6 protein-coding genes are annotated in these 13,360 nt (G+C 63.3%); 5 read left to right on the plus strand and 1 reads right to left on the minus strand.

Annotated features, from left to right (window positions below):
• Nucleotides 1-63: 63 nt before the first annotated feature.
• On the minus strand, nucleotides 64-7,563 hold the full coding sequence (locus OOT43_RS19310) for a type I polyketide synthase (RefSeq protein ID WP_266022314.1): 7,500 nt from the start codon (nucleotides 7,561-7,563) through the stop codon (nucleotides 64-66).
• A gap of 1,008 nt (nucleotides 7,564-8,571) precedes the next feature.
• On the opposite strand from OOT43_RS19310, the gene OOT43_RS19315 reads away from it, so the two are divergent.
• The 5 genes from OOT43_RS19315 (at nucleotide 8,572) to OOT43_RS19335 (ending at nucleotide 13,318) form a co-directional block, all read left to right on the plus strand.
• Nucleotides 8,572-8,922, plus strand: a complete 351-nt coding sequence (locus OOT43_RS19315) for a c-type cytochrome (protein ID WP_266022316.1) — start codon at nucleotides 8,572-8,574, stop codon at nucleotides 8,920-8,922.
• Between the two features lie 991 nt (nucleotides 8,923-9,913).
• Nucleotides 9,914-10,147 carry a transposase gene (locus tag OOT43_RS19320; RefSeq protein WP_266022317.1) on the plus strand — a complete coding sequence of 78 codons (234 nt, stop codon included), beginning with the start codon at nucleotides 9,914-9,916 and terminating at the stop codon, nucleotides 10,145-10,147.
• Between the two features lie 271 nt (nucleotides 10,148-10,418).
• Nucleotides 10,419-12,242, plus strand: coding sequence for a DUF2341 domain-containing protein (locus OOT43_RS19325; protein ID WP_266022318.1), 1,824 nt, complete (start codon nucleotides 10,419-10,421; stop codon nucleotides 12,240-12,242).
• Nucleotides 12,239-12,643 carry an ExbD/TolR family protein gene (locus OOT43_RS19330; protein ID WP_266022319.1) on the plus strand — a complete coding sequence of 135 codons (405 nt, stop codon included), beginning with the start codon at nucleotides 12,239-12,241 and terminating at the stop codon, nucleotides 12,641-12,643. The genes OOT43_RS19325 and OOT43_RS19330 overlap by 4 nt, the downstream gene beginning before the upstream one ends.
• A 12-nt stretch (nucleotides 12,644-12,655) precedes the next feature.
• On the plus strand, nucleotides 12,656-13,318 hold the full coding sequence (locus OOT43_RS19335) for a TonB family protein (RefSeq protein WP_266022320.1): 663 nt from the start codon (nucleotides 12,656-12,658) through the stop codon (nucleotides 13,316-13,318).
• Nucleotides 13,319-13,360 lie beyond the last annotated feature (42 nt).

Below are 13,360 nucleotides of genomic sequence, written 5' to 3' on the forward strand. Positions count from 1 at the left end.
GCCGGAATCTCCGTATTCGTTTCGTGTGCCACCGCGCCCAGAGCGGCGAGCCAGCCGCTTTTCTCATACGATCTCTGTCTGCGGCTGTGCACGAGGCGTTTCAGCGTTGCCGCGTTGGGAGACGCTGGCCGATTCGGTCCGGCGGAGCGATGCGATCCTTTCCAGGCTGGCCGTCACGACCAGCTCGGGCTCGAGCCCCGGGCGTTTACGCAAGGCTTCCAGACAGTAGCGGACGCCAGTGTCGAGAGGGATCAGGCTGACGTTGCGCGAGGCGTAGAGCCGCCGCAACTCGGCGTTCACCATGCCGGAATCCCAAGGTCCCCAGTTGATGGAGACCGTATGGACGTTCGGCCATTCCTTGCTGAGACGGTCCGCCAGCTTGTTCAGCATCTCATTGGCGGCGGCGTAGTCGCACTGGCCGATGTTGCCGAATCGTCCCGCCACCGACGAGAAAAAGACCATGAATTTCAAGCTTTCCGGTTTCAGCTTTTCGGCCAGGGTCAGGGCGGGGACGACTTTGGTGGAGTAGACCGAGTCGAATGAATCTTCCGATTTGTCCCGGATCAGCTTGTCGTCGATGATGCCGGCACCATGGATGACGCCGTCGATGCGGCCGAACTGGACGTACAGTTCGTCGATCAGCTCCGCAAAAGCGTCGGTATCCCGGATGTCCAGGGTCTGATAATAGATCTCGGCCCCGTTGGCCTTCATCGCTTCCAGGTTCCCTCTGAGAGCGCGGTCCCTGAGAATTTGCTTCAGCGTCCGTTCGACCTCCGCCGGACTCACCCTGTCTCCCTTGGCTTTCGATTCGGCGATGAGGAACTGCCGCAGCTCGGCCGCCCCGGCGATGTGCCGGGTAGCCTCGGGTTCGTCATCCGGCAGAGGGCTGCGTCCCACCAGGACGAGCTTCACTCCGGCTTGTTCCGCCAGCGATTTCGCGACGGAGTTCGTGATCCCCTGGCCGCCGCCGGTCACCAGAACGACGGCGCCCGGCTCGAGGCCGGTCTCCACCGAGGCGGCCCGATCCTGGACGGACACCAGCTCCAGCCGCCAACGGCCGGAGTCCGTAAAGCCTATCTCCGGCGAGGGATCGGCGGATTGCATCTCCATCAAGACGTGTTCCGCCCATTGGGCGCAGGTCTGGGCGGGCTGCAGGTCGATGCATTTCAGCCGCAGCTGCGGCCATTCCCGCGCGGCGGATTTGGCGACGCCGAGTGTGCCGGCGCCCGCCACCGAGGAAACCCCGGCATCGCCCAAACCGAACTGCCCGTTCAGCGCCGTCAAATTGACCAGCCATCCTCCGCCGGCGCCCGCGCCTTCGGCCAAGCGGCTTCCCAATGCCTTCAGGGTGAGGAACAGGATCCGGGCCGGATCGGCGGCGCTGCCCGGCGTTTCGCCGGAGGCGGTCGCGCCGAGAAGATTGATCAGCCCACCCGGGGGCGATCCCGCGGATTCCAGCAAGGTTTTCAACCGGCCGGCGGTGTCCGTTGCGGAGAAATCCACCTCGAATGTCCCGCTGTCCCGGCGTGCCGTATCGTTTCCGGGCACGATCAGCCAAGGCGTATAGCCGCCCTGGGTCAGCGTCGCCCGGAAGGTTTCGCTGATTTCGGATGCCGGCCCGAGCAGGAGAATAGGCAGTTCGCACGGGCCGGCCACCGTTCCGTTCCATGCCGCCGGGACCGGCTTCAGGGTGTAGCATTCCACGGGATCGGCCGGCTGGTAGATCGTCGGACCGGGCTCCGCTGCTTCAGCCGGCGAGGACGGCAGCGGAGCCTGGGATTTTTTTGGCGAAACGGACTCTCGTTCCGCTTCCTGCGGTCCGGATTCCCGCAGCCGGTCGTACCAGGTGATGATTTCATTCAGGGTTTTCTGGCCCGAAAGCTCTTCGATGACGGTCTCCTCGTCCCGGCCTTCCAGGAGATTGTGCTGGTCCTTCAGCACGCTGAAGACTTCGATGCGCTTGATGGAGTCGATGCCGAGGTCGGCCTCCATCTGGGCGTCCAGATCGAGCATGTCCTCCGGGTAGCCAGTCCTGTCCGAAATCGCACGCAGCAAATCGGCTTTGAACTCGTCGGTCGGAGCAAGGCCGCCGGATTTGGCGATCGCGGCGGCGGCAGTGGGGATGGGAGCCGGGCTGGCGGGCGGCGGCGCCGGCATGTCCGGCGCGGCCTCTGCAGGCTGTGTGGTACGGGCCATCACTCCGCTCGACGCGGCGATCCGGCTCGGCAGAACGGGAGCGGGGGGAACGGCGGCGAGAACCGTGCTGCGCGGCTGGGCTCCCTGAGCCTGCAGGCCCGGTGGCGCGAGGGGGCGGGACTCCGTGCCCCATCCCGGCAACGCGGCATCGGCGCCGGCGACGCTGGCGTGAAGGAAATTGAGCAGGTGGGTGAACGTCCGCTGTTGTTCCTTTTGCAGCTCGATGAATTGGGTGAGGCTTTGCTGAACGAAAGCGAGACGAGGGTCGCCCGGTATCGGCGCGGTGCCCGTTTCTCCGCCCAGCCCCCCGACGTGGGGTAGTTCCGGGTTGTTCATTGGGTTGCTCCTTGTTGTGGTTGCGATGCTTTCGAACGCGGGCGAGTCCCTGCGGGCAGCCGGGGATGAATCTGGCATGCGGGCGGCTTCAGGCTCGGGAGATGGCGCGGCGGGAGGTATCGCTCCCGGTTTGGATTCCCACGGTTCCGCCCTGCCGCCGTTGATTCGCCAGACCAGCGGCCCGCCCTGGGATTTCCGTTCGGCCTCTGCAAACCAGTCGGCCGGAGCGCCTTGCCGGAAGCCGCGCCCCTTGAACCATGCCTGGAGGTCGACCGGTAGGCCCAGCGCGAACCCATGGGCCAATACATGGGCCAGGTTCAGCCAGCCGGGACGTCCGGGCATGTCGATCGCCAGCGTGGTATGCGGAACTTCCGCCAGAATCCGGTCTACGAGCCCGCTCAGTACCGTGCCGGGCCCGACTTCGATGAAGATGCGCGCTCCGGCGTCGTACAGGCCGTTCACTTCCTCCACGAAACGTACCGGTTCGACCAGATGCCGGGCCAGAAGCGCCTGGATCTCGGCCGGCTTGCCGGGATAGCCGCCGGCGGTAGTGTTGCTGTAGACGGGGAGGGCCGGTACCGCGAACTTTATCCTGGAAAGCTCCTCTGCCAATGCCTCCCGCGCCTTGGCCATGACGGGGCAATGGAAAGCGCCGCTGACTTGCAGCTTGGTCACCCGCAGCGACTCGCCGCCCAGTACGGCTACCGCCTCGTCGATCCCAGCGCCGGGGCCGGCGATGATGGTTTGATCGGGTGTGTTGAAGTTCGCCACATAGACGGGCAGCCGGTGCTTGGCGATGAGCGCTTCGACCGCCGGTCCCCCGGCGCTTACCGCCACCATCGCGCCACCGGAGTCGCGGCCCGCGGCAGCGGCGATGCGGCCGCGGACCTCCGACAGCCGGATCAGATCGTCGGCTGCGAGCGCGCCGGCTGCGCACAGCGCCACGTATTCGCCGTAGCTGTGGCCGGCAAGGAAGTCGGGTTTGATGCCGAACGACTCCAGAAGCCGCGCTGCGGCCAGTTCCACCGCGCCCAGCGCCGGTTGTGCGACCTGGGTGGCGTTCAGCGCCGCCTGCTGGCGTTTCCGGTCTTCCTCACCGAACACCGGAACCGGGTAGATGAAGCCGGAAAGCGGCCGCGGCAGGCGATCCTCGAGCAGGCGGTCCGCCCGCTCGAAGATGTCATGCAACGACGGCACGGTCGCCGTCAGGTCGCGAAGCATGTTGATCTTCTGCGAACCCTGGCCCGGAAACAGGAAACAGACCTGGCCGGGGGCGGCGGACTGGCGGAAATGGATCCCCTGCGGATGCTTGAAGTCGGCCTTCTTCGAGTCCGCCAGTTCGTGCAGGGCCAGTTCGAGCTTATGTTTCAGATCGGCTGCCGAGGTTGCCACCAGCGCCAGCCGGCAAATGCGCTGGGGCGGGGCGATGCGCTGCTGTTCCGCCTGGACCGCATGCGCGAGCTGGCCCAGGTCCAACTGCTCCGGATGGCTGATGCCCTGCGCCAGGGTTTGCAGAGCCTCGACGATGTGTCCGCGGTCGGGGCCCCAAAATGCGAAAGGTTCGGCGTCGCGGGGAGCCAAATCGACCGTGTCGCCTTCCCGGTACGCGCCGGTGTATTCCTCGAGCACCGCGTGAAAATTGGTGCCGCCGAATCCGAAGGCGCTCACGCCGCAGCGGCGCGGGGCGTCTTTCCTGGGCCTGAGCCAGGGACGGACCTCGGTGTTGATGTAGAACGGGCTGCGGCCGAAATCCACGCCGGAATTCGGCTTTTCGACCCCTAGGGTGGGCGGCAGCACCCGGTGCTCGAGGGCGAGCGTCGCCTTGGCGATTGCCGCCAAGCCGGCCGCGACTTTGGTGTGGCCGATCATCGATTTCACCGAGCCGACTCCGCAGGACTGCGGTTCGGCTCCGGAACCACCGAAGACGCTGTTCAGCGTTTCGATCTCGGATTTGTCTCCCACTGCCGTGCCGGTGCCGTGAGCCTCGATCAGGCTCACCGTCGAGGGTTCGACCCGTGCGTCCGCGTAGGCGCGGCGTACGGCCCGGGCCTGGCCTTGCGGATGGGGGGCGGTGAGGCTGCGGTTGCGTCCGTCGCTGGAGCTTCCGATGCCCTTGATGACGGCCCGGATGCGGTCCCCATCGCGTTCGGCGTCGGCCAGGCGCTTGAGCACCAGGGCGACCACCCCTTCGCCGATCGCGATGCCGTCCGCGCTGTCGTCGAACGGCCGGCAACGGCCTCGCGGCGAGAGTGCGTGGGTCTGCGCGAACGCCATGAAGGACACGACGTTATTGGTGCCGTCGATGGCTCCGACCAGCGCCACGTCGGCGTCACCGCTGCGAAGCTGCCGGATGCCGGTGTCCAGTGCGGCGAGGGAGGAGGCGCAGGCCGCGTCGACCGTGAAATTGGTTCCGCCGAGATCGAGCCGGTTGGCGACCCGGCCCGCCACCACGTTGCCGAGAAAGCCGGGGAAGGAATCTTCGGTCCACGGCGGAAGCTCGCGGTCGTAGAGCGAGGCCATGATCTGCTGCCGGGCGGGTTCCGAGATTCCGGGGACCTTGGGCAGATAATGGGCGAGCAGGGTCCGGAAGACGTAGATGGTGCCGAGGTCATGCATCCCCCCGGCACCGAAAATCGAGGCCGTCCGCTCACGGGGAAACGGACGGCGGTCCAGGCCGGCGTCGTCGAGCGCCTGCTTGGCGACGACCAATGCCAGGAGCTGCATCGGTTCGATGGATTTGACGGCGGCGGGCGGAATGCCCCACTCGGTCGGATCGAACCTGACGTCGTCGAGGAATCCGCCCCATTTGGAGTAAATTTTGTCCTTGACGCCGCGCTTGGGGTCATAGAAATCCGTGGGCCGCCAGCGGTCGTCGGTCACTTCCCGAACGGCATTCACCCGGTTGACGATGTTCTGCCAATAGGCACGCAAGTCAGGCGCCTTGGGCAAGAGGCATGCCATTCCAATGATGGCGATGTCGGATTTCGGCACTTCCCGGCCCAGTCGCCGCTTCGGCGTACGCTCGCCGTGGCGGAGGAGGACTTGCTGGCTTTCCTCAGAGACCGACCGGTGAAGCTCGGCCACGGTCAGCGTATCGTGGCGGAGCCTTGCGGCTTCGCCGAGCATGTACATGCCATCCCGCCGCTGAGCCTCCACGTTGACTTTCACGTAGGGCCCGGCGTCGTTTTCCTTGGCCGGCTCGTTCCGCGTGATGCCCTTCGAAGCGATCCTCAGGCGGCCGATGTTGAGCATTTCCAGGGATTTCAGGATCTCGTCGTCGCTCTTTCCGGCCAGGACCAGTTCGCGCCGCTTGCGATTGAATTCGCCGCAGAATTCGGTCTTCGCACAGCGGGTGTAGACGCCGACGCCCGACTGGAGAAGGTCGGTGTCCTTGCAGGAGACGGCCTGCGCCTGGAACTCCTTCACGATCGCGCCGGTGCCGACGATTTCCTGGGTGAAGAGATATGCCGTGCCCATCAGTACGCCGATTCTCATGCCACGGGCGACGGCCGGCGCGGCGAGTACCGACAGCATGGCCGCCGAAAGATCGTCGTGAATGCCGCCGGCGAACAGGATGTGCACCGACTCGGGATCGGGTATTCCGGTCGCCAGCAGGACTTCGATCGCGGATTCCCAGAGGATGAAACTGCTGCGGGGACCGGTATGCCCTCCGCACTCGTTTCCTTCGAAGATGAACTTGCGGGCTCCCTCCTTGAGGAATCCGTGCAACAGCCCCGGCGACGGCACATGCAGATACGTGGTGATCGACAGTTCCTCCAGTTCCCGTGCCTGGCTGGGACGGCCGCCGGCGATGATCGCGAACGGCGGCTTGATTTCTTCGATGACCTCCATCTGCTCCTGCCGCAGTTCGAGCGGCATGAAACCCAACAGGCCGACTCCCCAGCCCCGGCTGCCCAGCAAGGATCGGGTCGCAGCCAGCAACTCCCGGGCCTGGGGCTTGCGCATTACGGAGAGTGCGAGAAACGGGAGCGCCCCGCCTCCCGCGACGGCCTTCGCGAATTCCGGCGTGTCGCTGACCCGCGTCATCGGACCCTGGACGATCGGGTATCGCGTGCCGTGGCAGGACGCCAGTGGTGCTTCCGGGGCGAGGGCCCGCTGTGTTCGGGCAAGCGCGGGAAGGGTTTCCATGCCCTCGCGGATCGCCGTCATGATGCGGCCGACGGTGCCGAAGCGTTTGGCGAGCGGTGCGGCGAAGGCGATGTCCTGCCCCAGGGGGACCAGAGGGTCGTTCTGATCCTGCAGATACTGACGCAGGGGCTCAGTCCAGGGTTGGTTCTGCAGAATCCGTCGTTCCAGTTCGCGGATGCTGTTCCGGCCGCTCCGCGAAAAGACCCGAAATGGGGTCTGCCCCGGTGCCAGCACGGCGGTTTCGCTGCCGTCAAGCGTCCCCCACACCCGATGCATCTCGGGTCCGGCGAATGGGCTTTCATCGCTCAGCCAGAGTTGTTCGCACAAGACCACGCCCCGCGCTCCGGCCACGATGGCGGCTCCGGCGCTGCGCGGGCCGATCCCCCCTTGCGCCCAGTACGGAATGCCGAGTTTGCCGTGCAGTTCCTGCAGCAGGATGAACGTGGAGTGCGAACTGACCGAGCCGCCGGCCTCGTGACCCTTGACGATCAGCCCGTCGTAGCCGGCAGCCGCAGCCTGCTGGGCGGATTCCAAATCGTGGACTTCGAGCAGGACCTTCCGGGCGATTTTTCGGCTCGCATCCCGGTACCGCTTCAACTCGGCGGGACGTTGTCCGGCCAGAACGAGAACCGGGACCGGGCGGGACAGAATATCGGCCAAATGTTGGGGATTCCGCTCGGGCGAGCCGAGGGTGTCCCAGCGCAGGCCCCAGCGGCTGTCGCGGTCCACCTGGGCCGCCAGACGCTTTACGAGGGGCGCCAATCGGTTGAGGGGATCGCCGTAACCCAAATCGAGAATCCCGATCCCTTCGGCTCGGCAGGCCGCGATGGCGATGGTGGGGTCGACTCGGTTGGGCGGGGTAACGGCTATGATGTTTTCCATGACGACCTCCCTCGGAGCTTCGCAGTGACCCCCTGGCATGCGGAACCATCACCGAGAGATAAACCCTGTCGGGGTTTTATCGTGGCGAGGGCAGGTTCCGGGCAGGATTCAAGTTTAACGATAACGAACTCCTTAGTCGGGAACAAGGAAAATGTGAGGCCATATCCCGTCTCCGAAGGAATATCATGTGTTTCTGATATTTGGCATCCATGTCCAAATTATTAATCAATAATAAATTCATTGGGCTGGTAACGAGAATCCGTGGCCTTTCAGTGAAGTAATCCAACATGCTGAATTGTTACGTTAATTTTGGTTGTGTCGCGCCCGCCCTACATGAGGACGGCCGTCGCCCCTTGTCTTCACCGAGGTGCGCCCGCAATCCGGCTCCGTGAATTAGAAAACTGGCCATATTCTTTTGCGATGGATAATCCTCTGTTGAAGATAGGCCATGCCGGACGTCGTCACGGACTACTTTCAGGGTAACTCGGGGCTTTTGAGATGTATTGTAATTTTGATTTTGTTATGGCGGCTTCTGTCGGCGTTTTGACTGGGATGGGTTTTCCACAGTCGTCCGTTGCTAAGCAGATCGCGACAAATCTCTGAGCGATAGACTGAAGGCCGACCGGACACAGCAACCGAAGCGGCGATGCCACGAGTAGGAGGGGCCGCGTTGCAATCGAGCGGGCGGGCGAGTTTGGACGCAAACAGGACCTGCACGGTGTTGATGGACAAGGCGAGGAGCGTCAATGCCACTTTTCAATAGGTGGGATTTGCGGGAAGGCGGTTTGTGAGGGGCGGACTGTATGACGGCCGCCTGGGGCCGGTACAACCGTGCGTTTGAGGAGGGCGTAGGTATGTCAAAGTTCCCTAACCCAATTGCTGTATCCTGGAAGGGGAAGTTCTGCTTCGCGTCCCGCGGAGCCGCTTCAAAGACTTGTCTGGATTCCAAGCGTTAACCATACGGAGAGATTCGCAGTGAGAAGGTCCTTAGATTTCGGATGCGGGGTCGTGCTGGCACTCGCAGCGGGCGCGGTCTATGCGGGCGATGTCGCAGCCGGCAAGGCGAAATATGAGAGTTGTGTCGAGTGCCACGGACGAGGGGAGGAGGACGCTGCCCCCAATGTTCCCAGCTTGGCCGGAAAAGATGCAACTTACGTCAGGAAAGTGCTGAATACCTACAAGCGGTGCCGCCCGGACGACTGGCTCCCTCCTTGCGGCGGTTCTGAGGAGCGGATCCAGCCGTTCGGTTGGGAGCACCGGTCCAAGGACAGCGATTCGATGCGGGAGATTGCGTCGGAACTGAGTGACGCGGACATCGACAACATCGCGGCCTACATCGCGACACTCCGGAAACCTTGAAAATGCTTCGCCGCGTCGGTGCCGGCATCTTCCGTCGCCGACCGGCGTTTCGAGCCGCCTATGCCGCTGCGATGGTCATCGCGTGGTGCAAGCGGCCGTAATGGAATCGCAATGCGGATCCCACGGGCGGGAGTGTGCATAAAGGGCCATTGCGGTGCCTTGCTTTATATCTGCAGAGATATTTTTTAAACGCCCCCATCGTCCGCCCTTCGTCTATCCGAGCGCCGGTCAGTTGTTCCTTTAGGAGCCTGCTCACGAGCCTCCATCTATCCGAAAGCACTAGATTGTCGTCAGGTGGTGGGCTATGTCGGCCTGGGTGGCGGCGGATCTGGCCAGGGATGTTTTGCTGATGGCGCCGCGGCGCATACCGATCGCGGCGCCAGCGCAAGTATGCTTCGGGCCCCTCCCAGGCCTTGCTGAAGGACCAGGGCTCTGTCTGCAGGCTGAGCCGAAAACGAACTGTCGGGATACTGCGCCGGCAGAGATCTTCTTCCCTACCGTCGAAACGGGGCTGATTCATCCTCGCCGTCTCGAGACCCGGGAGCAGGCCAAGCAGGCGATATTCGAGTACTTCGAAGTGTTCCATCACCGGCAGCGTAACCATTCGGCGCCCGGGTATCGAACTCTCGCCGTATGCGAGCAGCTACATCGTAGGGCCGCCTGACTTCGTGTCCGGAAAACTCTTGCCAGATCGGTGTGGCCGATTGTGGAACAACTGCGGACGCAAGTTTGCGGTACATCCACTTGGCGCTTCTCGTCCTGCGCGGCAGAAGACCGTGAATGGGCTCCAAGAAGCAGCGACCGAAGACAGAATCGGAAGAACAGCGCCAGGCAAACTAAGAGAAATATATTTATTTACTTTTATTCTTTCTCGTCATTGTTTGGCACGCTTACACTTGTTCCAACTGAGCAACAAACGTTTGCGCCTAGACTTGCAGAGCGTCAAGACCCAGTACGACAGCGAAGAATGCGGCATCGACGGTGGAGAAATGTGAAAGGTCGCAAACGCCACATCGTCGTCGATGGGCTGAGGTTAACCCTGCGCATTTCCGAGAAGATCGCCGATGGTTTTGCCGTTTTGCCCAAGCGTTGGGTCGTCGAGCGCAGGTTCGGGTGGCTCGGCTCTTTCCGAACACGGGCTAAGGATGCCAGAATCTTAACTGCGACCGCGGAAAACATGATCCGTGTAGCCATGCTCAAATTCACGCCTGCAAAATGTGCATGAACGTTTACCAGACCGGTTCATAACCCGCGAACCCTCTCGGGAGGTCCACCGCCAGCAAGCTTGAGCTTGACGTCGTTATGTTAGCATTAGCATATCGACGTGCCAGCGCAAGCAGGTTCGTTCCGTTCCAGCGTCAGGATCGCTGACAGACCCGACCGTCCTTTTGCGGATTCGGGCGTTTTGTCGTGTTCGTAACGTATTCGTAACACCCGTGTAATACGATGAAAGCAATCCCATTCAACACTACGCGTTTCACGGCGCGGCGAGAGATATGAAAACTTCGAGGCTGATCGTACTGGCATGCCTGGCCATGGTGCCGGCCATCGCGCTGTCCTGGTGGAACGACGAGTGGCGCTCCAGAAAGCAGATTTCCGTGGATGCCAGCGTCACTGGTGCGGATACCCGCGACCTGGTGGCTGACTTCCCGCTCCTGATTCGCCTGCACACGGGCAATTTCAGCTATTTTGGCGAACTGGCCGAGGGCGGGAAAGACCTTCGCTTCATGGCGGATGACAAGACGCCGCTCAAGTTCCATCTCGAGAAACTCGATCCGATCAACGAAATGGCGCTGGTCTGGGTCAAGGTGCCGCGGATTCCGGGCCAGTCGGCCGACGAGTCGTTCTGGATGTATTACGGAAACGAGGAAGCGCCGGACGGCAGCGAGGCGAAAGGCACCTACGACGTCAGCCAGGGCCTGGTCTTCCACTTCGACGAAAAGGACCCGGTGCCCAAGGACGCCACGGCTTACGGCAACAACGCGGCCAAGTCCGCGGCCTTGCCGGAACCGGCGGGCTGGATAGGGGCTGCTGCCCGGTTTGCCGGCACGGGCGGCATTGAAATCAATCCGTCGCCGTCGCTGCAACTGGACCCGGCGAAGGGCTGGACCTTTTCGAGCTGGATCAAGCTCGAGCCCGGCGTTTCCGAAGGCTATGTATTCCGTGCTGCGGAGGGCGAGTCCCACGCCATGGAATTGCTGGTGCGGGGTGGGGCGCTGGTGGCACGGTATCTCGCCGCCGGCAAGGCGGTCGAAACGGCGCCGGTGGCGATAGCCGCGCCGGACCGCTGGCAGCACGTGGCCTTCGTGTTGCGGCCGGACAAGCTGGAGCTCTATTTGAACGGCGAACCCGCGGCCCAGGCTGCCGCCGTTCCATCGGCCATGAATCCCTCGATCGTTTTGGGCAGCGCAGCAACGGGCGGTTTCCTGGCAGGCCTGCTCGATGAGGTCCAGGTTTCGAACGCGGCCCGCAGTGCCGAATGGATCAAGCTGTCGGCGCGCAGCCAGAGCCAGGATTTCAGCGTCGTCAGTTTCGGCCAGGACGAAGGCAAGAGCAGCGCGGGCGAGGTCAGCTCCTTCGTGGTGATCATCCAGAACGTGACCTTGGACGGCTGGGTGGTGATCGGCCTGACCGGCGTCATGTTCGTGGTTTCGGTGCTGGTCATGATCATCAAGGCCGTGGTGATCTCCAAGGTCAGGAAGGACAACAAGGCATTCCTGGCCCAGTACGAAGCCATGAGTCCCGATGCCGATCCCGGTCAACTGGATCGCGAGGAAACCGACGACGAAAAGGAGTTGGCCGATTCCGAATTCCTGTCGGCCCTGGTCGGCAAGCACGACCATTACCAGAGTTCCCCGCTCTATCACATCTATCACGCCGGCATCCGCGAGGTGAAAAAACGGGTGGGGTCCTCCTCCAGGCCGCTGACCCCGGAAGCCCTGAATGTCGTGCGGGTCAAGCTGGATTCCATCGTGGTCCGCGAGAGCCAGCGCCTCAACGGCAAGATGGTGCTCCTCACGATCGCCATCGCCGGCGGGCCGTTCCTCGGGCTGCTGGGCACCGTGGTGGGCGTGATGATCACCTTCGCGGTTATCGCCGCTACCGGGGACGTCAACATCAACTCCATCGCCCCCGGTATCGCGGCAGCCCTGCTTGCGACGGTGGCAGGGCTCGCGGTCGCGATTCCCTCCCTGTTCGCCTACAACTACCTGCTGACCCAGATCAAGGACGTCATCGCCGACATGCGGGTGTTCTCGGACGAGTTCCTCGCCATGCTGTCCGAGCGCGTGGCGGACCGCCATAGGGGGGCGTCGTCATGAAGGTCGAATCCGAGGAGAAGGTCTATGACGACATCAACATCACGCCCATGCTGGACGTGGCGTATGTGCTGCTGCTGATCTTCATCATCATGACTACGGCGACGGTGCAGGGCATCACGGTGAACCTGCCCAAGGCCAGCAGCACGCCCAGCCTGTCCAAGCCCAAGACCAAGGCGATTTCCATCACCCAGGACGGCACGATCTACCTGGACACCTATCCGGTGTCGCTCGAGGAGCTGGAAACCCGCCTGGCCCAGTACAAGGCGGCCACGCCGGACCTGCCCGTGGTACTCAAGGCGGACGCCTCGATCCAGTACCAGAAGGTCGTCGAAGTGTTGGACATCGTCACCCGGCTCGAAATCGGCCAGCTGGGTCTGGTTACGCAGAAGCTGGTGAAGTAGCGGGCGCGTTCCATGAATATCAAGCTGATGCGCCGATATCTGCCCGTCGCCGTCGGCGTGGTTCTGGTCCTGCTGGTGGCTGTCGGCGTCTATCTGGCCAGGGATCTGTTCGACAAGCCGGCGCAGACCAAGAAGCAGGTCCAGCAGATCACCGTGGTTCAGCCGCCGCCTCCACCGCCGCCCCCGCCTCCGCAGGAAAAGCCGCCGGAGCCCGAGGTCAAGGAGGAAAAGATGGAGGAGCCGGAACCCGAGCCGGAGCCGGAACCCGAGCAGGCCGAGGAGCCGCCGCCGGGTGAGGACCTCGGCGTGGATGCCGAAGGCGGCGCGGGAAGCGACGGTTTCGGCCTGGTCGGCAAGAAAGGCGGGCACGGCCTGATCGGGGGAGGCGGCGGCAACGCCATCATCTGGTACGGACAGCAGCTGCAACGGACCGTCTCCGGCGAGTTGCAGCGAAAGCTCAGGGATCGGGCCCGCAACAGCCGGTACCAGGCCGTGCTCCACATCTGGATCAGCCCCCAGGGCAGCATCAGCCGGATCGAGCTGGGAAAGTCCAGCGGCATCGAAGAGATCGACGAGGCGCTCAAGGCCGCGCTGGCAACGATTCACGGACAGCTCGAACCGCCCCCGGAGCGCATGCCGCAGCCGGTCAAGATCAGGGTCCAGTCCGAAGGTTAACAAGCCACCCACCGAAAACAACCGCACCTAGGATGCGGCGAG

Source organism: Methylococcus mesophilus, from assembly GCF_026247885.1.
Lineage (GTDB): Bacteria > Pseudomonadota > Gammaproteobacteria > Methylococcales > Methylococcaceae > Methylococcus > Methylococcus mesophilus.

Coding starts and splice junctions, on each gene's coding strand:
- OOT43_RS19325 (WP_266022318.1), top strand. CDS start 10,419: ATGAAAACTTCGAGGCTGATCGTACTGGCATGCCTGGCCATGGTGCCG.
- OOT43_RS19310 (WP_266022314.1), bottom strand. CDS start 7,563: ATGGAAAACATCATAGCCGTTACCCCGCCCAACCGAGTCGACCCCACC.
- OOT43_RS19330 (WP_266022319.1), top strand. CDS start 12,239: ATGAAGGTCGAATCCGAGGAGAAGGTCTATGACGACATCAACATCACG.
- OOT43_RS19335 (WP_266022320.1), top strand. CDS start 12,656: ATGAATATCAAGCTGATGCGCCGATATCTGCCCGTCGCCGTCGGCGTG.